This is a genomic window from Allobosea sp. 2RAB26, from assembly GCF_052115465.1.
Lineage (GTDB): Bacteria > Pseudomonadota > Alphaproteobacteria > Rhizobiales > Beijerinckiaceae > Allobosea.
This window is the reverse complement of the sequence record NZ_JBFRGS010000010.1, coordinates 63730-84054: the sequence shown is the minus strand read 5'-3', so window position 1 is coordinate 84054 and position 20325 is coordinate 63730. Positions and strand designations below refer to the sequence as shown.

The following is a 20325-nucleotide window of genomic DNA, read 5'->3' as shown; positions in this document are numbered from 1 at the left end:
CTGTTCTTTTGTCGCGAGAAGCCCTTGAAAACTCCCGGTTCCATCGACGCCACGCTTTCTCTCCTGCAATCGCAGGGCTATGTCGCCGATCGGGCGCTGGCGACTGTGCTCTATCTGGCTCTGCGCATGAAGCGACCGCTGCTGCTGGAGGGCGAGGCCGGCACGGGGAAGACCGAGATTGCCAAGGTGCTGGCGGCCGCGCTCGGGCGGCGCCTGATCCGGCTGCAATGCTATGAGGGGCTCGATCTCGCCTCCGCAGTCTATGAGTGGAACTATGCGGGCCAGATGATGGCGATCCGTCTCGCGGAGGCGGGTGGCGCTGCGGGGGATCGTGCCCGACTCGAATCCGACATCTTCTCGGAGCGCTATCTGGTCAAGCGCCCGCTCTTGCAGGCGCTGGAGCCGCAGGAGGGCGGGGCGCCAATCCTGCTGATCGACGAACTCGACCGCACCGACGAGGCCTTCGAGGCCTTCCTGCTCGAGGTGCTGGCCGACGCGCAGGTGACGATTCCCGAGCTTGGCACGATCAAGGCGGCGGAGCCGCCGATCGTGATCCTGACCTCGAACCGTACACGCGAGATCCACGACGCGTTGAAGCGCCGTTGCCTCTACCACTGGGTCGGCTACCCCGACACGGCTCGCGAGCTTGCCATCCTGAAAGCGCGCGCACCGGAGGCCCCGGCCAAGCTGGCAAAGCAGGTCGTCGCCTTCGTGCAGGCGATCCGCAAGGAGGAGCTGTTCAAGGCGCCGGGCGTCGCCGAGACACTCGATTGGGCAAGTGCGCTGGTCGAACTCGACGCAGTCGCGCTTGACCCCGCGATCGTCTCGGACACGCTGGGGGCGCTGCTCAAGTACCAGGACGACATCCAGGCGATGCAGGGCTCGAAGGTGAAGGAACTGCTGGACCAGGTGAAGGCCGACGTGCGGGGATAGGCGCGCCTGCCGTGAGGACAGGCCTTGTGTACCGACCCAGGTCTTTCCTCTCATTCGCGTCGCAGCAGGTGGATGCGCGGGACCGGCCCGCGCATGATGGAGCAAGCGATGAACGACGACATCAAGGCGATCGAAGCCGCTACCTGGACTTATCTCGACGGGCTCTATGAGGGCGATGTCGGCAAGCTGAGCCAGATCTTTCATCCGACAAGCGCACTGACCCAATCGCTCCACGGCGAACTGAAGATCGTGCCGCGCGCCGAGTGGTTCGAGGCCGTGCGCAATCGCCAGTCTCCGAAGGCTGCTGGGATGGAGCGCAGCGACCATATCCTGACCATCGATCTCGTGGGCCCGGCCCTGGCTCTGGTGAAGCTAAAATGCCAGATGCCGCCGCGCTATTTCACGGATCTGCTCTCCTTCGTAAAAGTCGACGGCAAATGGGTCATTGCGCAGAAGGTCTTCATGACCGAGACCGCAGCGTGATCGCGCGGCAAGCCCTGGCCGGCGATCCGCGTCTACCATGACGGTGAGAACCTCGTGACCGGCAAGCTGCCTGAGAACATCGTCTATTTCGCGCGGGCGCTGCGCATCGCCGGTGTGCCCGTTGGTGCGGGGGCGGTGGTCGAGGCCGTCGAGGCGCTGGCGGATGGTGCGCTCGGTGCACGCGACGACGTTTACTGGGCGCTGCATGCGATCTTCGTGAAGCGGCACGAGGACAGCGTGATCTACGACCAGGCCTTTCGTCTGTTCTGGCGGCGGCGCAATCTGATCGAGAAGATCATGGCGCAAATGTCCCCCGTCTCTCCGGGGGCGGATAGTCAGCCGGAGAAGGCGGAAGCGGGTGCGTTGCGGGTCGCTGAAGCATTTGCTCCGCCGCGAGACGAGCATGACGAACCCCCGGTCGAACTGACCGAGCTTTCGGCGCGCCTGACCGTCTCCGATCGCGAAATGCTGAAGTCACGCGACTTCGCCCAGATGAGTGCGGCGGAGATCGCCAAGGCCAAGCAGCTGATGTCCGAGCTGCGCCTGCCGCGGGATACCGTGCCGACGCGGCGTTTCCAGGCATCGCATGTCGGCGCGCGCATCGACCCACGCCGCACCTTCCGGCGTTCGCTCAGGGGGGGAGGCGGCTCGATCGACCTCGCATTTCGCGAGCGCGCCGAGATCCATCCCCCGGTGGTCGCGCTCGTCGATATCTCGGGCTCGATGGCAGAGTATTCGCGCATCTTTCTGCATTTCCTGCACGCGATCACGGAGAAGCGCCGCCGGGTGCATTCCTTCGTCTTCGGCACGCGCTTGACCAATGTCACGCGGAGCCTGAGGGCCCGGGACCCTGACGAGGCGCTGGCCCTTGCCGGCAGGGCAGCGCCGGACTGGGAAGGTGGCACCCGCATTGCCGATGCCCTGCACAGCTTCAATCGCGTCTGGTCGCGGCGCGTGCTTTCGGGCGGGGCGATCGTTCTGCTTTTCACCGACGGGCTGGAGCGACATCTCGATGGCGAGCTCGCCTTCGAGATGGACCGGCTGCACCGCTCCTGCCGCCAGCTCGTCTGGCTCAATCCGCTGCTGCGCTTCGATGCATTTCAGGCGCGGGCCAGCGGCATCCGGGCGATGCTGCCGCATGTCGATTCGTTCAGGCCGATACACAACCTCGCGGCGATGGCCGATCTCTGCGCCGTGCTCTCGCCGGACGCAGACCGGAGAAGTGATCCACGCCTGTGGTTGAAGAAGGCGGGCTAGGCGGGTCTGCTGAAGCGGCCATGCTGTAGGAAGTGCCGCGTCTGCTCGATCGCCTCGCGGTTGCGCATGATCAGTGGATGTGTCGCGTGCAGCGTGATGTGATCGCTCATCCCGGTGGCGCGGGTGCGCACAACCGAGACCCGGCCGTCATTTGGCCGCGGCAATAGCAGGGACGAGAGTGGATAGAACGAGCGGTCGCCAGCGATCACGCCGAGCGGATAGTCGACTGGGCCGAGGATGCGGAGCAACTGCTCCGGCCTTGCCGTAACCAGCTCCGCGCCGGCCGGACCGAAGAACGCGCGATAGAGCGGGTTTCCCTTCAGCAGATCGGCGATCTCGCTGCCCTCGTTGGGGGGCGCCAGCATCACGACATGGCCGAGCCGCTCTGGGCGGTGGCGGGTGATATAGGAGCGCGCCACTAGCCCTCCCATCGAATGAGTGACGAAATGCAGTCGGCCGTCGAGCCCGCCGCTGAAGCGCGCGATCGGCTCATGCAGTTGCGAGGCAATGTCGTCGAGGCCGTTGCTGCGCGCGGGATAGTCGAGGTTCAGTGTCCCGTAGCCATCGGCCTTCAGAATGCGTTCGAGCCCCGAGAGCGATCCGGAGCGCCGCGCAATGCCGTGCAGTAGAACGATGCCGTCCATGGGCCGCCATGCCTCAATGCGCGCTGGATAGAGGGATCGTTACCGTAGGTCGAGGAGGGGCACGTGTTTTCGCCATCCGGATGCCCGCCGCATGCTCGAAACCTGCGGCGACTATGCTTAAGTAGGCGGGGCTCGCGGCCCGCTCGCGCGTATGATGCGGTGCGTCTAAACTGCGCTCCGGCGCCGCGGGCCGAACAGGGACCGATAGCCATGATCAGTACCGACACCGATATTCTCGCCACGGCCGAGAGTTGGGCCAAGGCCGGGCGCGGCGTGGCGCTTGCCACTGTGATCGAGACCTGGGGCTCCGCCCCCCGCCCGGTGGGCTCGCATCTTGTCATCGATCAAGAGGGTAATTTCCTCGGCTCGGTCTCCGGAGGCTGCGTCGAGGGCGCCGTGGTGGAAGAGGCTGCCGACGTCATCGCCGATGGACAGGCGCGCACGCTTGAATTCGGCGTCGCGGACGAGACGGCCTGGAAGGTCGGTCTCTCCTGCGGCGGTCGCATTCGGGTCTATGTCGAGAAGGTGCACTGATGGCTTCCTGGGAAACACTTGCCGCCTTTGCGGTGTTGACGATCGCTGTCGCTTATTTCCCCGGCCCGGCTCTGCTTTACACGGCGGCGCAGACGATTACTCATGGCCGCCGCGCTGGCTTCATGGCGATGCTGGGCATCCATCTCGGCTGCTACCTGCATGTCATCGCAGCTGCCTTCGGCCTCTCGGCCGTGTTCAAGCATGTGCCGGAACTCTATGTCGCGGTGAAGCTCGCCGGCGCGCTCTATCTGGTCTGGCTCGGCATCAGCATGATCCGCTCCAGGCTCGGCGGAACGGATGTCGATGTCTCGCCGCCCAAGACCGTGAAACGGGCGTTGCTCGATTCCTTCATCGTCGAGGTGCTGAACCCCAAGGTGGCGCTGTTCTTCATCGCGTTGTTGCCGCAGTTCGTTGACCCCGCGGCGTCCCTGCCGGTCTGGGCGCAGTTCCTGATCCTCGGCACGATCGTGAATTTCGCCTTTTCCTCGGCCGATTTCGTGACGGTGCTGGGAGCATCGGCGGTCGTCAAGACGATGAAGAAGACCAAGGCTGGATTTGCCTTCGGCCGCTGGCTCGGTGGTTCTCTGATGATCGGCCTTGGCGTCAAGCTTGCGACCGACAGGGGCTGAGGCATGGATCTTTCGCTGCTCTCCGCGCTCAATGTCGAGCGCGCCGCCCGCCGTGCCGCAGTGCTGGTCACTGATATCGGCAGCGGTGCTCAACGGCTGGTAGGGGAGGCCGATCTCGCGACCGATCCGCTGGCGGACCTGCTCGACAAGCAATTGCGTACCGGCAAGAGCGGTACGGTCGAGACGGAGGGGACACGTTACTTCCTGACCGTGCAGGTGCCTCCGCCGCGCGTCGTGGTCACCGGTGCGGTGCATATCTCGCAGGCGATGGCGCCGATGGCGAAGTTGCTGGATCTCGATGTCGCCATCATCGATCCGCGGACCGCCTTTGCTACGCCCGAACGCTTTCCCGACGTGACGCTGCTGCCGGAGTGGCCGGATGAAGCGATCAAGCAGCTCGGCCTCGATAGCTATACCGCCTTCGTCGCCCTGACCCACGATCCGAAAATCGACGATCCCGGGCTGGAGGCGGCCTTGCGCTCGGACTGCTTCTATATCGGGGCGCTGGGCAGCCGGAAGACGCATGGCAGGCGCATCGAGCGCCTGACGGCGGCTGGCTTCGATGAGGCGACGCTGGCCCGCATCCATGCGCCGATCGGCCTGGACATCGGCGCGGTCTCTCCATCAGAGATCGCGCTCGCCATTCTCGGTGAGATCGTGATGACACTGCGTGGCCCGCGCAGGGCACTCTCATGAAATTCGGCCCGGTCGCTATCGCCGATGCCGTCGGCTCCGTTGCGGCGCATTCGGTGCGGGCAGGCGAGGTCATCGTCCGCAAGGGGGCGACGATCACGGAGGATGATGCGCGCCGCTTGGCGGGAGCTGGCGTCACCGAACTGGTCGCAGTCCAGCTCGAAGCCGGCGACGTCGACGAAAATGTGGCTGCCGAACGTCTTGCAAGGGCGCTCGCCGGGCGCGGCGTGGTGACCGAGGCTCCCTTTACCGGCAGGGTCAATCTCTTTGCCGCGACTGCGGGTGTTCTGATGCTCGACGTGCCGGCGCTCGACGCCTTCAACACGATCGACGAGGCCATCACCGTCGCGACGCTGCCAGCCCTCAGGGCGGTCGTTGCGGGCGAAATGGTCGCCACCGTGAAGATCATTCCCTATGGCGTCCCGAGTCAGCGCGTCGACGACGCGATCGGGCGGATCGGAGCGATCCGCCCGATCGCGGTCACCGAATACCACCTCAAATCGGTGGCCGTGGTTTCGACATTGCTGCCCGGTCTCAAGCCTTCGGTGGTCGACAAGACGCTGCGGGTAATGGCGGAGCGTCTTGCTCCGGCAGGTGCAAGGGTCGAATCGGACGAGCGTGTGCCGCATCAATCGGGACCGCTCGCGGAATCCATCCGCAGGGCGGTGGCGGGACCAGCCGATATCGTCGTCGTCTTCGGTGCCTCGGCGATCACCGATCGCCGCGACGTGATCCCGCTGGCTCTGCAAGAGGCAGGCGGCCGCATCGAACATCTCGGCATGCCGGTCGACCCCGGCAACCTGCTGCTGCTCGGCGAACTTGACGGCAAGCTGGTGATCGGCGCGCCGGGCTGCGCCCGTTCGCCCAAGGAGAATGGGTTCGACTGGGTGCTGCAGCGCGCGCTAGCCGGTGTTCCCGTGACCCGTGCGGACATTCAGAAGATGGGGGTCGGCGGCCTTCTGATGGAGATCGTCACGCGGCCGCAGCCGCGTGCACCTGGCCATCAGGCTGTGGCACCCGTTGCCGGGCTTGTGCTCGCGGCCGGGCGCTCGACCCGGATGGGGGAACGCAACAAGCTGCTGCAGACGGTCCGTGGCGAGCCTCTCGTTCGTCATGCCGTGAAAGCGCAGCTCGCCTCCCGCGCTACGCCCGTATTGGTGGTCACCGGGCATCAGGCGGCCGAGGTCAGGGCGGCGCTCGCGGGGCTCGATGTCGCATTCGTGGACAACCCCGATTTCGCGGCCGGCCTATCCAGCTCGGTCCGCGCCGGCCTCAGGGCCTTGCCGGACGATGTCCCGGGTGCGGTGGTCTCGCTCGGCGATATGCCGAACGTGACCCCGCAGGTGATCAATCGGCTGGCCGAGGCCTTCGCCGACCGGCCCGACGCTCTCGCCGTGGTGCCAACCCTGTTCGGTCAGCGCGGCAACCCGGCACTGTTGTCGCGTGCGCTTTTCCCGGCGGTGGAGCGCCTCTCGGGCGACCAGGGGGCTCGCCGCCTGCTGGACGCCGCCGGAGAGTCGGTCGTGGAGGTGCCGCTCGACGATCCAGCGATTGCGATCGATGTCGATACGCCTGAGGCCCTGAAGGCACTGACGGGATAGAGCCCTGGTAGACCTGACATTGCCCCCGGGCTGTACGCTGTAACTTGGATGCGCGCAGCCATGCGGGGGGCGCCCGCTCGCGCCGCGGCGACCAACGATGGTCGCGGATGCACGCGATGTGCGGTCGCTTTGGCATTGGTTTTGCAAGCTTTTGTTAACCAGGCAGGCGCAGCCTCAAGAAATCGGCTACACTTTCATCGCATCGCGACGAGGGAGGGGGCGATGGTATCAGAGGACTTCATAAAGCAACTCAAGGGCTACGGGCTGACCACGGCGACGATCCTATACCGCATGCCGGATCATCCCAGCGTGCTGCAGACCTTCATCTGGCAGCATTATGATGTGGCGCCGCGCTTTCCGGTGCTCCGCGATTTCCTCGACTTCTGGCGTCGTGAGCTCGATGGACCGCTGCATTCAGTGGTCGTTGCGCATTCGCGTCTGCTCAGGCCGGCTGAGATCGTAAACGTGAACGGCGTGCTGACGCTGCATTGAGCGTCTGCGCCATGGGCGCTTGTTGGGCAAAGGGCGAGCGTGCTAGGTCGCAGCTCCCCAATGGCAGACCATCACGCTTGTCATCGCCCTTGCGCACATCCGGACTGCTGACGGCTCTCGCGACCTTACCCGGTGAGCGTATTCCCGTCGGAACCATCGTCGCCGCTCTGAAGGATCGGACCTACGCACTGCTCGTGGTCCTGCTCGGGCTGCCGAACTGCCTGCCTATGCCGCCGCCCATTCCCCTGGTCTGCGGGCTCGTGCTTGCCTTCGTGGCGGCGCAGATGCTGGCCGGGCGCGCCATGCCGTGGTTGCCCGAGGGGCTGCTCGACAAGACCATCGGCAAACCGGAACTGGCGAAGGCCGTGTCGCGCGCGTTGCCTCCGTTGGTCCGGCTGGAACGGATTTCGCGGCCGCGCCTGACGATGCTGGGAGGGACCGTCGCGATCCCGATCCTTGGCCTGCTGATCTTGATCCTCGCGCTTGGCCTCGTGGTGTCGGCACCGTTCATCGGACAGATCCCGCTCGGTCTTGCCGTGTGCCTGGTGGGGCTGGGGCTGGTCGAGCGCGACGGACTGTTCATCATCGCGGGGACGCTGGTCGGTATTGGCGGCCTTGTCCTGAGCGCCGGATTTGCCTACGCGATCGTCAGCGGAATCTCCGAACTGATCTGACGATCGGCGCGGTCAGGCCGCAACGAGACTGGCTGCGAATGGCATGTCGAGGGCGCGCAGCCGCTCGATCTCCTCAGGCGGAACTGCCTTGGAGAACAGGAAGCCCTGCAGTTCGTGGCAACCGATCGCCTGCAGAAAGCGGTGCTGCTCGGGCGTCTCGACGCCCTCGGCGCAGACCCGCAGGCCGAGAGCCCGGCCGAGATGCACGATCGAGTGGACAAGGATCGCGGATTCGCCAGTCGTCTCCATATATTCCAGGAAGGACCGGTCGATCTTGATCTTGTCGAAGGCGAAGCGCCGCAAGTAGATCAGGCTGGAATAGCCGATCCCGAAATCGTCGAGCGCGAGGCCGACACCATAGGCGCGCAGATCCATCAGCGCGGCCTCGGCGGCGTCGGCGTCCTCGACGACGACGCCTTCAGTCAGCTCCAGCTCGAGACGGCTCGGATCGAACCCGGTTTCCTCGATGATCCGGATGGTATTCTGGACGAAATCCTTGTGTCGGAACTGCACCGGCGAGACATTCACGGCAAGCCGCAACTCCGGCCAGTGCTTTGCCTCGAGGCAGGCGCGGCGCAGCACCCATTCGCTCAGCGGCACGATCAGCCCGCGCTCCTCAGCGATGGCGACGAACTCCGAGGGGGGAACCATGCCATGGAGCGGATGTGGCCACCGCACGAGGGCCTCGACACCGGTGATGACGGTCCCGTCGACGGAGACCTGCGGCTGGAAGTGCAACTGCAGCTCGTCCCTTGCTATCGCCTTGCGCAGGTCTTCCTCGACCACGCGCTTCATCTGGAGCGCACGGTTCATGCGCGGCTCGAAGAAGGAGTAGCGGTTCCGGCCCTCGTTCTTGGATTGGTAGAGCGCCGTATCGGCCAGTCTGAGCAGCGTCTCGCGGTCGTGCCCATCCTGGGGAGCGAGCGCGATGCCGATCGAGCAGCCGATCACGGTGTCGATGCCCATCAGGTTGAAGGGGCGCGTCAGCGCTTCTAGAATCCGCTCTCCCAGTGCAGCGCTGCCACTGGCATCGTGCAGGTTGGTCTGGATGATGCCGAACTCGTCGCCGCCAATGCGGGCGACGGTATCGCCCGTCCGCATGACGCCTGCGAGTCGTTCGGCGACCTGCCGGATCAATTCGTCGCCCGCCTTGTGGCCATAGGTATCATTGACGGATTTGAAGCGATCGAGATCAAGCAGGAGTACGGACAGCCCGGTCTTGGTCCGGGTGATCTGAGCCAGCTCCTGGTCGAGTCTGAGATCGAAGGTCCGACGGTTGGGCAGCAGCGACAGTTCGTCCTGTGCGGCAAGGCGCTGGATCTGCACTTCGCGCAGCCGGATTTCATTGGCCGCTCCGCGCAGACGGCGGATCGCATAGAGCAGGATACCGGCAAAGATCAGCCCGGCTGCCGCCAGCGCCCAGATGAACTGCCGGATCATGGCATCCCCGGGGCGCTCCGGTGTCCAGGTCAACCAGGCCCTGGTGACGCCGTCGGGGGCGGCGAGGTCGCGGCGCACCAAGGGATTGGCTGGCATCGTCCGGGTGATGCGCAGGCCGTTGATGCGATAGCGCGTGGCCATCTCGTCGAAGATCGTGCTCGTCACGCGCCGATAGCCGATAAGGTTGACCGGCGCGTCCGCCTTCAGAAGGTGGAGATTGAGAAGCTGCTCGAGATCGGCGGTCAAAATGGCCAGGACTTCGTGGCCATCATAGATCAGGCTCGAACGAAAGCCTGGCATGAACCCTGCGCGGGTGGCTGCATTGTCGTTCGCTGGCTTTTGTGACGGGCTCGGGAGTGTGGGGTCAAAGAGACGCAGGCCCTCGTAGCCCGCCTGATAGGCTTCGACGTTGTTCTCGACGCCTGCCAGGACGCGGCCGCTCCTGGTGACGAGATAGACGCCGTCAAATTCCTCAAAGCGCTGGCTTAGCTTCGTGAAGGCCCACCTCAGTGTTGCCGCGGGAATGGCCGGGTGGAAGGCCGCCTGAAGCGTGCCGGTAGACGCCAGGCTTTCCAGCCGCAGGCGCCGCAGCCGAAGCTGGTTCTCCATCGCGGCCTCGATCCGGTCGCGCTGACGGGTTGCTTCGACGGTATTCGCGTTATGCGCAATCGTCAGGACGACGGTGATCGCTGCAGCCATGACCAGCAAAAAGGCACAGGCGAGCGTCGTCACGGTGCTGGTGAGCATCCGCGCCGAGGAGTCCGCGTTGGTCGTCTTCGCGACAAAGGGCGAATGCATCAAGGGTCTCAGAACCGTCGGAACCTGCACCTTTGCAGCCGATTCTTGATATCCGGTTGCTAAACGGGCAGGCAGACATCAAATTTCAACCTCCGGATGGTCCGTAAGGAGGTCGCGGGATCGCCTGATGCGCCGCGCGCAGTGCCGCGGACCAACGCTCGCGCAGGTCGTGGAAATAGGGTTCCCCCGCCTCGATACGCCGATTGAGCTCGGGCTCTTCGCCATCTCGCCGCATCACGATGAGGTCAATCGGCAGGCCAACTCCGAGATTCGAACGCATCGTCGAATCCATCGAGATCAGACCAACCTTCAGCGCGTCGTAGAGATGGGTCTTGAAGGTCACGGCGCGGTCCAGAATCGGCTTGCCGTATTTGTGCTCGCCGATCTGGAGGAAGGGCGCGTCCATGCCACATTCGATGAAGTTTCCCGCGCCGTAGACCATGAAGAGCCGCATGGGCTGGCCCATGATCTGACCTCCAAAGAGGAGAGAGATATCGAATTTCAGCCCGGCCTCCGCCAGGGCCGGGCCGTCCATCTCCCTGACGGCGCGGACGGCACGGCCGACGAGCTGCGCTGCCCTAAACATCGAGCCAACGCTCTGGAGCGTATCGAGTTCTCCGGTCTCGGGATTGAGAAGTCCTTCATGGAGCAGGCTCACCACCGATTGGGTGACGGAGAGATTGCCTGCCGTCGCCAGCGCGAAGCTGCGTTCGCCCGGCCAGGAAAAGACATGCAGCTTACGGAAGGTCGAGATGTCGTCGAGCCCAGCATTGGTGCGGGTGTCGGCGATCATCACGAGCCCGTCCTGCACGAGAAGTCCGGCACAATAGGTCACGGGGTCGGTTCCTTCAGCTTGCCGGTCCAGGCGCGTTCATGCGCGCCGGGAAATCCTGATCGGGCCGCCCTAGCTGCTGTGGCGGTCGCAATCGCTTTGCCTATTGATTGGCGAGCTGTGCGTTTGCAGCGCGGGCGCTGACCAGCACGGCGAGGTTTTCGCCGCTGCCGCCCTTGCGTGCACCGCGGACAGGCGCCGCATCGGCGAAATCGAGGCCGGCTGCGATGCGGACATGAGTGTCGATCGGGCACAAGCCGTTGGCGCAATCGAATCCGATCCAGCCATAATCTTCGAGATAGGCCTCGGCCCAGGCATGCGCCCCTTCCGCCTCGGGCAGGGCATCGGATTGCGCGACATAGCCGGAGACGTAGCGGGCCGGGACTCCGAGCTGGCGCGCGCAGGTCATGAAGACATGCGTGAGATCCTGCGGGATGCCGCCGCGGGCCGCGAAGGCGGCTGCAGCCCCTACGCCGGTACGCTGGCCGGAACGGTCGCAGGCAAGCAAGTCGTGCAGCGCTTCTGTCAACGCGTGCATCTTGGCGAGCGGTGTCGAGTCGGCGCGCGTTGCCGCCACGGCGAAGTCGCGCAAGGCGTCGTCGGGCGTCGTCAGCAAGGTATCGCGCCGGAACACTTCGGGCGGCACGCGCTCGATCGTTCCGCGAATGACACCGGCCAGATCCAGAGTCTCGATGACGCCGCCGACATGAATCGCGAGATCGGAGATCGGGCCATCGGCCGAGAAGGTATGGACGATGTTGCCATGCGCATCCTGGCCCGCGCGCAGATTTCCGTCGACGGTCGGCTCGATGCGCCAGGACATCACATGCTGGCCGTCATGATCGCGCGGGGTCAGCCGCAGAATCTGCGTCAGCTGGCGTACGGGCTCGTCATAGGCATAGGTAATCGAGTGGGAAATCCTGATCCGCATGGGCGATCGCTGTCTCGACGGGCGCGTTGGTTTCCGGTCCATATCTAGTGTTCTGCGGGCGGGCAGGCGAGCCCGCCGCGTTCTTTATTGCAGATACTGCTCCGAGATCGTGAGGCCGAGGCGGCCGTTCTCGCTGATGAAGTCCTCGATGAATTCGTGCAGCCCGTGCTGGAAGACGGAGTCGATGCGCGCGTTCGAAAGGCTTGCCAGCGTCTTGCGAGCCTGGCGCTGAGCCGGGCCGTGCCGGCCATAGGCATCGCCGAGAGCGTCGAGGAAGCGTGAGATGTTCTCGTAGCAGGCGGCGAGCGAGCGCGGCATCCGGCGGTTGAGGATCAGCAGATCGGCGATCAGCTGCGGCTTCACGGCCTCGCGATAAACCCAGTGATAGGCAGTCAGTGCCGAGACCTCGCGCAGCACCGTGGTCCATTGGAAATAGTCGAGCGAGCCGCCGACCTGTTCGCTCTCGGGCAGCAGCACATGGTATTTCACGTCGAGGATGCGGGCGGTGTTGTCGGCGCGCTCGATATAGACGCCGAGCCGCGAGAACCAGTAGCTGTCGTCGCGCAGCATGGTCCGGTAGGCCGAGCCGTCGAAGACCAGTGAGACGTTCTTCACCCAGTCGAGGAACCGGGCGAACTCCTCGCGGTCCATGCGCTTCTTCTCGAACCGTTGCAGTTCCAGCCAGGCGCTGTTCAGCGCGTCCCACATTTCCGAGGTGAGCGCGGTGCGTACCGCACGAGCATTCGAGCGGGCCAGCGCGAAGCAATTGCGAATCGAGGACAGGTTATCCGGGTTGAAGGTGAGGAAATCGCAGACATTGCGCTCATTCGCCTCGCCATAGGCCTTGGCGAAGGTCTCTTCGCAACCGGCGGTCGCGACCGCACTGTGCCATTCGGTCCCGGCGCCACCATAGGACGAGGGCAGGTTGGTGAGCCGCATCGTCGCATCGAGGATGCGGGCGAGATATTCGGCGCGCTCGACGTAGCGGGAGACCCAGTAGAGGCTGTCGGCGGTGCGGGAGAGCATGGTCAGATCCGGCCTTTTCGCAATGCGCGGGGCTGCGTCCTGGAAGCGGGAATGCGGAAATGCGCTGTTGCCATCATGCATCGAGCACCCAGGTGTCCTTTGTTCCGCCGCCCTGGCTGGAATTGACCACGAGCGAGCCTTCCTTCAGCGCAACGCGGGTGAGGCCGCCGGGCACGCAGGAAATGCCGTTGGCGCCGGAGAGCACATAGGGCCGCAGGTCGACATGCCGCGGTGCGACGCCGGAGGCGACGAAGGTCGGGCAGGTGGAGAGCGCCAGCGTCGGCTGGGCGATGAAGCCTTCCGGCTGGGCCTTCAGCTTCTTGCGGAATGTTTCGATCTGGGCCTTGTTGGCATGGGGGCCGACAAGCATGCCATAGCCGCCGGAGCCGTTGACCTCCTTGACGACGAGCTTGTCGAGATTGTCGAGCACATAAGCATTGGCCTCCGGCTCGCGGCAGCGGAAGGTCGGGACGTTCTTCAGGATCGGCTCCTCGCCGGTGAAGAACTTCACGATCTCCGGCATGTAGCTGTAGACCGCCTTGTCGTCGGCGACGCCGGTGCCGACCGCATTGGCGAGCGTAACATTTCCCGCCTTGTAGGCGCCGATGATGCCCGGCACGCCAAGCACCGAATCCCCGCGGAAGACCAGCGGGTCGATGAAGTCGTCGTCGATGCGGCGGTAGATCACATCGACGCGCTTCGGCCCCTGCGTCGTGCGCATATAGACGACATCGTCCTTGACCAGCAGGTCCGAGCCCTCGACCAACTCGACGCCGAGCTTGTCGGCGAGGAAGGAGTGCTCGTAGAAGGCCGAATTATACTGTCCGGGCGTGAGCAGGCAGATCGTCGGATCTGACGAGGCGCGGCGCGGCGCGACCGAGCGCAGGGTCGCGAGCAACTGGTCGGGATAGTTGTCGACCGGTGCGACGCGGTGCATCGCGAAGAGCTCCGGGAAGAGCCGGAGCATCACCTCGCGATTCTCCATCATGTAGGAGACCCCGGAGGGGGTGCGGGCATTGTCTTCGAGCACATAGAATGTGTCGGCGTCGACGCGCACGATGTCGATGCCGGCGATATGGCAGTAAATGCCGTGCGGCACCTGGAAGTCGACCATCTCCAACTGGTAGCAGGCGTTGCGGTAGACCAGGTCCGGCGGAATGATCCCGGCCTTCAGGCATTCCTTCGGCCCGTAGACGTCGGCGAGGAACATGTTCAGAGCGGTGACGCGCTGGCGCAGGCCTTTCTCGAGCTTGGCCCATTCCGGCTTGGTCAGGACGCGCGGGATGATGTCGAACGGGATCAGCCGTTCGGTGGATTCTTCGTCGCCATAGACGGCAAAGGTAATGCCGATGCGCCGGAAGAAGAGTTCAGCCTGGCTGCGTCGCAGAGCCAGCATTTCGGGTGGGGCTTCCTTCAACCAACGATCAAGCGCTGCGTAGGCGGGCCGCAATTCGGCACCGATACCGGTCATTTCGTCGAAGGCGACCATGTCAGGCGTCTTTCCCCATTTTGACCAGCCTATGCGCATTCGTGACGGTTCGGAAAGGGGGCGCTTGATCACGGATAAATCGAGCCCTGCCCAATCCTTGGGCAGCATTCGGGCCGATTGCAACGTGGCCGAGGTGCAGGCGGGCCTGGGCGCATTGGGCCTGGTGCGGGATGGTGCGGTTTACGATGCGTCCTCGCCTGAAGATGCGCTGCTCGACTTACCGATCAGCCGGACGATCAGCGCGGCCAGCAATTCGGTCGCTCTTGCCTCATTGGCCTTGCCGCGCAGCACCTCGCCTGACACGGATTCGGCAGCTCCTAGGATCGCGACACAGCGTAGGTGCAGGTCCTCTGCGGGGAGCTGGCCGGCATAGGGAGCCAGTGCCTCGCGATAGAGCGAGATATAGCCGTCGACGAGCTCCCGCTGGACGGCCTCCATCGCTTCCGTGCCCTTGAGGGCGGCTGAAAGCGAGTGCCATTCCGGGCCGATCGACGTTGCGCAGGAGAGATAGGATTCGGCGACCGCGCGTGCGACCTTGTCGAGGCGCGGCTCCAGTTGGTCGAGGGCCTCCGCCAGTGCTCCGCCCTGTTGTTCGTCGATCCGGCAATAGAGCGCGATCATCAATGCCTCGCGCGAGCCGAAATGATCATAGGCCACCGGCTTGCTGACGCCGACCCGTTCGGCGACGCGCCCGAGCGTCAGCGCGTCTGCGCCGTCTTCGCCCACCATCGTCATGGCGCAATCGAGCAACTGCTCGCGGCGCTCCACCCTGGGCAGCTTCTTCGCAGATCCCGTCGACATCGGCGTCTCCGCTTCTCCCCTTGCAGCGCAGTTGACAATGCTTCTATGCAATCCTACTAAAGGTAACTTACTTTTAGTAGGCGATCAATAGACCGATCGCGGCTTGGCGCTCCAGGAGATTTGTCCATGTCCACCCCCCAACGCCCCGTCCTGATCATTGGTGGATCGGGCGTCGTCGGCGGCCAGGCGGCCGCAGCGCTGCGCCGCTTGCAATTCGACCTTCCGATCGCCATCGGCGGGCGCGATCTCGCCAAGGCGCAGGTGGTTGCTCAGAAGGTCGGGGGCGCGATTGCGACGCGGGTCGATCTTGACCGCCGGGACCTCGGCCAGCCGGAGGGAGCGCAGTACAGCGCCATAGTCGTCTTCGTGAAGGACGATGGCCTGAACTCGATGCGCTACGCGCAGGATCACGGTATCCCCTATATCAGCGTATCGAGCGGCACCTTCGAGATCGGTCCGGAGGTCGCGCAGTTCATTCACGCGGCAACGAAGGCCCCGGTGCTTCTCGCAAGCCAGTGGCTGGCCGGTGCTGCGGTGTTTCCGGCCCTGGTCATTGCCAAGGATTTCCGCACGATCGATTCCATTGCGATCGGCGCACTGCTCGACGAGCAGGATATGGGTGGCCCGGCGGCCTTGACGGACTACAACCGCATCACGGGAGCGGCACCGGCCGCGCTGACGCTGACGGGCGGCAAGTTCAGCTGGGTCAATGGTGAGGATGCCAAGGCGCGCTATCGTAGCGTCGATGGTGTCGAGCTCGACGCAACCGCCTATTCTCCACTCGATATCGTCAGCCTCGCCGCGGTGACCGATGCCAGATCGGTGCGGCTCGACCTTGCCTTCTCCGAATCCGCCAGCCGCCGCCGTGGCGAGCCCTTCTCGACCGAAATCACGATCGCGATCGACGGCGTGCTGAGGAATGGCGAGCGCAGCACGATGCGCCACGAGATCGTCCATCCCGATGGCCAGGCGCCCCTGACTGCACTTGGCGTCGCGCTCGCCGTCGAAAGGATGCTGGGACTCGCAGGCGGCGCCGCTCCGCAGCCCGGCCTCTATCTGCCGGAATCGATCCTGGCTCCTGATTACTATGTCGGCCGCATGAAGGAGTTCGGTGCTCAGTTCCGCCAGACCTGAGACAGAGACTGAGCAGGATCAAGGCGGCGCGAGGCTTCGCGCCGCCTTGATCATCGGATCGGATATCGTATCCAATCCGATGACCTAACCTTCTGTGATTGCATCGGCTTTCCCGAAAACCACAATCCACTTTTCGGGCCGATGCCTTAGATCAGCCCGAGCCCCCGGAAGCTCGCATGGCCGTCGCGGCCGACGATGACGTGGTCGTGGATCACGATGCCGAGGGGCTTTGCGATATCGACGAGTTCGCGCGTCATCTTCACGTCGGCGCCCGAGGGGGTCGGGTCGCCTGACGGATGGTTATGGACAAGGATGATCGCACTTGCTGAGAGTTCCAGGGCGCGGCGCATCACCTCGCGGGGGTAGACGGGAGTGTGGTCGACCGTTCCGGTCTGCTGGACCTCGTCGGCGATCAGCGCGTTCTTCTTGTCGAGGAAGAGGATGCGGAACTGCTCGCGTTCGGCAAAGGCCATCGCCATTCGGCAATAGTCGAGAACCGCCGACCAGGATGACAGCACCGGGCGTTTCGCCACCGCTCCCCTCGCCATGCGCTGCAGGGCGGCCGCGACGATCTTGAGATCCTGCGCAACGCCGGAGCCGACGCCCTTGACCTCAGTCAATCGCGCGGCCGGCGCGCCAAGCACCTCGGCGAATGAGCCGAAGCGCCGGATCAGGTCCTTGGCGAGCGGCTTCACGTCGCGCTGCGGGATGGAGCGGAACAACAGAAGCTCGAGCAACTCGTAATCGGGCAGGGTGTCGGCGCCCGACTCCTGGAAGCGATCGCGAAGCCTTTGGCGATGACCGTGGTAGTGCGGCACGGCAACGGCCGTGGGTTCTTCCGGCAACGGGACTTGTGATCCGCGCTGACCGCCCTCTTGCTTCATCGTGCCGCGAGCGGATTGTCGCGGCCTGCCGGCGACAGCGTGAAGATCTCGCAGCCGGTCTCTGTGACACCGACCGTGTGCTCGAACTGGGCCGAAAGCGAGCGGTCGCGGGTGACCGCCGTCCAGCCGTCGGAAAGCACCTTCACGCCCGCCTTGCCGAGGTTGATCATCGGCTCGATGGTGAAAAGCATCCCGGGCTTGAGCAAGACGCCTTCGCCGGGACTGCCGTAATGCAGGATGTTGGGTGCATCGTGAAAGACCTGGCCCAGGCCGTGGCCGCAGAAATCGCGCACCACCGAGCAACGCTCGGCTTCGGCATAGCGCTGGATGGCGAAACCGATATCGCCGGTCGTCGCGCCGGCGCGCACGGCCTTGATTCCGCGGAGCAGGCTTTCATAGGTGATTTCGACCAGCCGCTCGGCCTTGCGGGGAATGTCGCCGACCCCATACATCCGGCTGGAATCGCCATACCAGCCATCGACGATCAGCGTGTAGTCGATATTGAGGATGTCGCCTTCGCGCAGCGGTTTGTCGTCCGGGATGCCGTGACAGACCACATGGTTGATCGAGGTGCAGATCGATTTTGTATAGCCGCGATAGAACAGGGTCGCCGGGTAGGCGCCATTGTCCATGGCGAACTGGAAGGCAAGCTCGTCGAGGCGTTGCGTGGTGACGCCCGGCCGGACGTGCTCGCCGAGCATGTCGAGGCCTTCTGCCGTCAGGCGGCCGGCCTTGCGCATGGCCGCGAAGGCTTCGGGACCATGAAGTTTGATGGCCGGTTCGCGCATCCGCGCCCGTCCCAGATTTTCGTCGAATGTCATGGTGGGCAAGAAGCTCCTTGCCCATCATATCTATTGCGTTTGGCCGGCTGCGCAAGATGATTGCGCCCGTGCCAGCTCGAACTGGAGGGTGCAAGCGCTGTTTTGGCGGTGCTTAGCGGACCATGTTAAGGCCTGTCGCCGCCAGAACGATGATCCAGAGTGTGTCGAGATTGATCCAGCCCCGCCGCAGGAACGCCAGCCCCAGCCATTCATAGACGATCGCCGCAATCGTTGCTGTCACAGCCAGCATTGCAGCCATGTGCAGGGCGATGGCGGCCAGCGAGACCGGCAGCGAACCCGCGGCAGTCAATTCCCGCGCCGGCGTCGCAGCAAGGCAGAGCGGGATGATGGCCGGTACAAGCATCAGGCCGGCCCCGTGGCTGGTCGCCATCAGGAATGACCAGGCGCCGAGTCCGGCAAGCCCCGTCTGCATGCCGACCCGGACGCGATGCCGGTGGCCGAAGACGGCGTGGGAGGCCGCCCACCCCAGAAGCAGAAGGCCCGCGAGCCTTTGCAGCGCTTCGTGGTCAATGATGGTCCCGAGGGCAACTACCGCCGCGACCACCGCGGCGACCGAGGCCGCATGCCCCAGCGCGATCGGAAGGAGGGACAACCACACAACGCGACGGCTCTCGCGATGCAGACCGAGCGCAACCGCAAAGAGCCAGCCCATGGCCGGGTTCAGCCCATGGAAGGCACCGAGCCCGGCGAGCATGAGCCAAGGCGACATCTCAGCCTCCCGTTCGAGCGATCATGCCGGGAGCAGGGGCGTCAGGGATAGCAATAGGAATCGGACGAGCAGTCGCCGCCCTCCAGCCTGACCTGGTGAGGCCGGTGCCCCTTGGGCCAGTCGACGAAGAACTTGTCGTCGAAGCGGATGCCGCCCTTCTCCCCGACATCGAGCTTTACCATCCAACCGTCGATTCCATTGGGATAGAATTGCGGATCGATGGCCCCGTAGAGCGAGTTCGTGAAATAAACCCGCTTGCCGTCGCGGCTGATCTCGACCATTTGCGGGCCGCCGTTGAGATGCCCGTTCTTCGCTCCGGGGTGGGAGGCGCGGGAAACGATGCCGCCGATGCGGACCCGGCCGGTTTCCACAGGCTTGAACGGATCCGACACATCGTACTGAATCATGTCACCGGTGCCCCAGCAGGACACGTAGAGGTAGCGATCGTCCATCGAGAGGTCGATGTCGGTGACGAGGGGCGCAACCGCTTTGAACCCCTTCAGGACCGGTGGCAGGAGATCAGGATCAGCCGGCTCGGCAGGGATCTCGATGACTTTCCTGACCGCCCATTTCGTACCCTCGCGATACCAGGTCCAGATCGAGGCGGAGAGATCCTTCAAGCTGATGACGCAGCCGACGAAGCCATAGGCCTTCCTCGGGTCATGGGCTGGGCGCAGTTCAAAGACGAGTTGATGCTCCTCGCCGAAATCGATCTCCTGTTGATGCTTGCGCGTGTGCAGGTCCCAGAAATGCAGCCGCCGCCCGTATTGGCTGCTGAGCAGAACTTCCGGAATCAGTCCATTCTCGAACGTATCGGGCGTGCCCCATTCGCTGGTCACCATGGTGTCGTGGCCGAGATGCCACCAGAAATCATAGGCGAGCTTCTGGGAGCCACGATCCATCTCCCATTGCCCCAGTACGTCGAAGCTGACGGGGTCGAGGAGGAAGATGCCGCCGGGTTCCTTGCCTTCGGCATTGCCAAGTGCATTCACGTAAATGCCCTCCGGCCCGCAATGAATGGTGTGCAGCCGCGAATACCTGGCCTTCTCGGCGATCTCCTCCGGCTCGATGACCCGCGCGATCGTCGGTTTCCTCGGATCGGGTCTGGTGTCGATGATATGCAGCCGCGATGAGCGCAGGCCGGGAACGACGAGGTAGCGTCGCTCCATATGGGGGTGCGGCGCATTCGGGCACAGACAGGACGAGCAAGCATTCCAGCCGAAATGATGCAGCTCATCGCCGGTATTCGGCATCTCGACCTGACCGACGATCTGCGCATAGCTCAACGACGCGGGATCGACGTCGACGACGGCGATCGCGTCGGGTTTCCTGCGCTCCGGATCGAAGGAGGCCACGTAGGCCAGCCGCTCGGCGGGAGCCTTGGCCGCCAGCCGCGGCGAGGGGTAAAAGGAAGGATCGGGTCGCCAGCTTACCATGATCATTCTCCCGAGCACCCCAGCACCCCGGACAACAGGCCTCTCTATAGCCCAGACCTCGCG

The 20325-nt window shown here is 64.4% G+C and carries 21 protein-coding genes; 10 read left to right on the top strand and 11 right to left on the bottom strand.

Annotation, left to right across the window (positions count from 1 at the left end):
- The first annotated feature begins 24 nt into the window (after positions 1 to 24).
- From AB4118_RS20235 to AB4118_RS20225, 3 genes are all read left to right on the top strand, one after another.
- The gene (locus AB4118_RS20235; RefSeq protein ID WP_113514152.1) at positions 25 to 933 is read left to right on the top strand and encodes an AAA family ATPase; all 909 of its coding nucleotides are present in this window, start codon (positions 25 to 27) and stop codon (positions 931 to 933) included.
- Between the two features lie 108 nt (positions 934 to 1041).
- Positions 1042 to 1416, top strand: coding sequence for a nuclear transport factor 2 family protein (locus AB4118_RS20230; RefSeq protein ID WP_162768090.1), 375 nt, complete (start codon positions 1042 to 1044; stop codon positions 1414 to 1416).
- A gap of 54 nt (positions 1417 to 1470) precedes the next feature.
- A complete protein-coding gene (locus AB4118_RS20225) occupies positions 1471 to 2673 on the top strand; it encodes a vWA domain-containing protein (RefSeq protein ID WP_441491441.1) in 1203 nt (400 codons plus the stop codon).
- Here the strand turns inward: AB4118_RS20225 and AB4118_RS20220 are convergent.
- Positions 2670 to 3317, bottom strand: a complete 648-nt coding sequence (locus AB4118_RS20220) for an esterase/lipase family protein (protein ID WP_441491440.1) — start codon at positions 3315 to 3317, stop codon at positions 2670 to 2672. The genes AB4118_RS20225 and AB4118_RS20220 overlap by 4 nt on opposite strands.
- Positions 3318 to 3527: 210 nt before the next feature.
- Here AB4118_RS20220 and AB4118_RS20215 point away from each other — a divergent pair, with 210 nt between their 5' ends.
- The 6 genes from AB4118_RS20215 (at position 3528) to AB4118_RS20190 (ending at position 7940) form a co-directional block, all read left to right on the top strand.
- Positions 3528 to 3851, top strand: a complete 324-nt coding sequence (locus AB4118_RS20215) for an XdhC family protein (protein WP_441491439.1) — start codon at positions 3528 to 3530, stop codon at positions 3849 to 3851.
- The gene (locus AB4118_RS20210) at positions 3851 to 4480 is read left to right on the top strand and encodes a LysE family translocator (RefSeq protein ID WP_441491438.1); all 630 of its coding nucleotides are present in this window, start codon (positions 3851 to 3853) and stop codon (positions 4478 to 4480) included. The genes AB4118_RS20215 and AB4118_RS20210 overlap by 1 nt, the downstream gene beginning before the upstream one ends.
- A 3-nt stretch (positions 4481 to 4483) precedes the next feature.
- The gene (locus AB4118_RS20205) at positions 4484 to 5176 is read left to right on the top strand and encodes an XdhC family protein (protein ID WP_441491437.1); all 693 of its coding nucleotides are present in this window, start codon (positions 4484 to 4486) and stop codon (positions 5174 to 5176) included.
- Positions 5173 to 6774: an NTP transferase domain-containing protein gene (locus tag AB4118_RS20200; RefSeq protein ID WP_441491436.1), complete on the top strand. Its 1602-nt coding sequence runs from the start codon at positions 5173 to 5175 to the stop codon at positions 6772 to 6774. Before AB4118_RS20205 ends, AB4118_RS20200 begins: the two co-directional genes overlap by 4 nt.
- A 222-nt stretch (positions 6775 to 6996) precedes the next feature.
- On the top strand, positions 6997 to 7266 hold the full coding sequence (locus AB4118_RS20195) for an usg protein (RefSeq protein ID WP_043237212.1): 270 nt from the start codon (positions 6997 to 6999) through the stop codon (positions 7264 to 7266).
- 77 nt (positions 7267 to 7343) lie between these two features.
- Positions 7344 to 7940, top strand: coding sequence for an exopolysaccharide biosynthesis protein (locus tag AB4118_RS20190; RefSeq protein WP_113514166.1), 597 nt, complete (start codon positions 7344 to 7346; stop codon positions 7938 to 7940).
- Positions 7941 to 7952: 12 nt separating this feature from the next.
- Here AB4118_RS20190 and AB4118_RS20185 read toward each other — a convergent pair whose 3' ends face one another.
- The 6 genes from AB4118_RS20185 to AB4118_RS20160 form a co-directional block, all read right to left on the bottom strand.
- Positions 7953 to 10178, bottom strand: a complete 2226-nt coding sequence (locus tag AB4118_RS20185) for a putative bifunctional diguanylate cyclase/phosphodiesterase (RefSeq protein WP_441491435.1) — start codon at positions 10176 to 10178, stop codon at positions 7953 to 7955.
- A gap of 85 nt (positions 10179 to 10263) precedes the next feature.
- Positions 10264 to 11013, bottom strand: coding sequence for a proteasome-type protease (locus tag AB4118_RS20180; RefSeq protein WP_441491434.1), 750 nt, complete (start codon positions 11011 to 11013; stop codon positions 10264 to 10266).
- A 100-nt stretch (positions 11014 to 11113) separates the two neighbouring features.
- Positions 11114 to 11941, bottom strand: coding sequence for a transglutaminase family protein (locus AB4118_RS20175; RefSeq protein ID WP_441491433.1), 828 nt, complete (start codon positions 11939 to 11941; stop codon positions 11114 to 11116).
- A gap of 84 nt (positions 11942 to 12025) precedes the next feature.
- Positions 12026 to 12967, bottom strand: coding sequence for an alpha-E domain-containing protein (locus AB4118_RS20170; protein WP_069882628.1), 942 nt, complete (start codon positions 12965 to 12967; stop codon positions 12026 to 12028).
- Positions 12968 to 13040: 73 nt separating this feature from the next.
- Positions 13041 to 14456, bottom strand: a complete 1416-nt coding sequence (locus tag AB4118_RS20165; RefSeq protein ID WP_441491432.1) for a circularly permuted type 2 ATP-grasp protein — start codon at positions 14454 to 14456, stop codon at positions 13041 to 13043.
- Between the two features lie 180 nt (positions 14457 to 14636).
- Positions 14637 to 15257, bottom strand: coding sequence for a TetR/AcrR family transcriptional regulator (locus AB4118_RS20160; RefSeq protein WP_441491431.1), 621 nt, complete (start codon positions 15255 to 15257; stop codon positions 14637 to 14639).
- A 126-nt stretch (positions 15258 to 15383) separates the two neighbouring features.
- On the opposite strand from AB4118_RS20160, the gene AB4118_RS20155 reads away from it, so the two are divergent.
- Complete coding sequence (locus tag AB4118_RS20155) at positions 15384 to 16391, top strand: NAD(P)-dependent oxidoreductase (protein ID WP_441491430.1); 1008 nt, start codon at positions 15384 to 15386, stop codon at positions 16389 to 16391.
- Between the two features lie 146 nt (positions 16392 to 16537).
- Here AB4118_RS20155 and radC read toward each other — a convergent pair whose 3' ends face one another.
- The 4 genes from radC to AB4118_RS20135 all read right to left on the bottom strand — a co-directional run bounded on the left by radC (position 16538) and on the right by AB4118_RS20135 (position 20262).
- Complete coding sequence (gene radC / locus AB4118_RS20150; protein ID WP_441491429.1) at positions 16538 to 17275, bottom strand: RadC family protein; 738 nt, start codon at positions 17273 to 17275, stop codon at positions 16538 to 16540.
- Positions 17272 to 18096 (bottom strand): type I methionyl aminopeptidase, encoded by an 825-nt coding sequence (gene map / locus AB4118_RS20145; RefSeq protein WP_069880041.1) that lies wholly within the window; start codon positions 18094 to 18096, stop codon positions 17272 to 17274. Before map ends, radC begins: the two co-directional genes overlap by 4 nt.
- 112 nt (positions 18097 to 18208) lie before the next feature.
- Positions 18209 to 18826 (bottom strand): hypothetical protein, encoded by a 618-nt coding sequence (locus AB4118_RS20140; protein ID WP_441491428.1) that lies wholly within the window; start codon positions 18824 to 18826, stop codon positions 18209 to 18211.
- 41 nt (positions 18827 to 18867) lie between these two features.
- Positions 18868 to 20262 carry a selenium-binding family protein gene (locus tag AB4118_RS20135; RefSeq protein WP_441491427.1) on the bottom strand — a complete coding sequence of 465 codons (1395 nt, stop codon included), beginning with the start codon at positions 20260 to 20262 and terminating at the stop codon, positions 18868 to 18870.
- Positions 20263 to 20325: the final 63 nt, after the last annotated feature.

Bases quoted from the DNA above. Each gene is read 5' to 3' on its own strand.
- AB4118_RS20155 (WP_441491430.1), top strand. From the start codon at position 15,384: ATGTCCACCCCCCAACGCCCCGTCCTGATCATTGGTGGATCGGGCGTC.
- AB4118_RS20230 (WP_162768090.1), top strand. From the start codon at position 1,042: ATGAACGACGACATCAAGGCGATCGAAGCCGCTACCTGGACTTATCTC.
- AB4118_RS20135 (WP_441491427.1), bottom strand. From the start codon at position 20,262: ATGGTAAGCTGGCGACCCGATCCTTCCTTTTACCCCTCGCCGCGGCTG.
- map (WP_069880041.1), bottom strand. From the start codon at position 18,096: ATGACATTCGACGAAAATCTGGGACGGGCGCGGATGCGCGAACCGGCC.
- AB4118_RS20200 (WP_441491436.1), top strand. From the start codon at position 5,173: ATGAAATTCGGCCCGGTCGCTATCGCCGATGCCGTCGGCTCCGTTGCG.
- radC (WP_441491429.1), bottom strand. From the start codon at position 17,275: ATGAAGCAAGAGGGCGGTCAGCGCGGATCACAAGTCCCGTTGCCGGAA.
- AB4118_RS20215 (WP_441491439.1), top strand. From the start codon at position 3,528: ATGATCAGTACCGACACCGATATTCTCGCCACGGCCGAGAGTTGGGCC.
- AB4118_RS20220 (WP_441491440.1), bottom strand. From the start codon at position 3,317: ATGGACGGCATCGTTCTACTGCACGGCATTGCGCGGCGCTCCGGATCG.
- AB4118_RS20170 (WP_069882628.1), bottom strand. From the start codon at position 12,967: ATGCTCTCCCGCACCGCCGACAGCCTCTACTGGGTCTCCCGCTACGTC.
- AB4118_RS20185 (WP_441491435.1), bottom strand. From the start codon at position 10,178: ATGCATTCGCCCTTTGTCGCGAAGACGACCAACGCGGACTCCTCGGCG.
- AB4118_RS20140 (WP_441491428.1), bottom strand. From the start codon at position 18,826: ATGTCGCCTTGGCTCATGCTCGCCGGGCTCGGTGCCTTCCATGGGCTG.
- AB4118_RS20175 (WP_441491433.1), bottom strand. From the start codon at position 11,941: ATGCGGATCAGGATTTCCCACTCGATTACCTATGCCTATGACGAGCCC.
- AB4118_RS20205 (WP_441491437.1), top strand. From the start codon at position 4,484: ATGGATCTTTCGCTGCTCTCCGCGCTCAATGTCGAGCGCGCCGCCCGC.
- AB4118_RS20160 (WP_441491431.1), bottom strand. From the start codon at position 15,257: ATGTCGACGGGATCTGCGAAGAAGCTGCCCAGGGTGGAGCGCCGCGAG.
- AB4118_RS20165 (WP_441491432.1), bottom strand. From the start codon at position 14,456: ATGGTCGCCTTCGACGAAATGACCGGTATCGGTGCCGAATTGCGGCCC.
- AB4118_RS20210 (WP_441491438.1), top strand. From the start codon at position 3,851: ATGGCTTCCTGGGAAACACTTGCCGCCTTTGCGGTGTTGACGATCGCT.
- AB4118_RS20195 (WP_043237212.1), top strand. From the start codon at position 6,997: ATGGTATCAGAGGACTTCATAAAGCAACTCAAGGGCTACGGGCTGACC.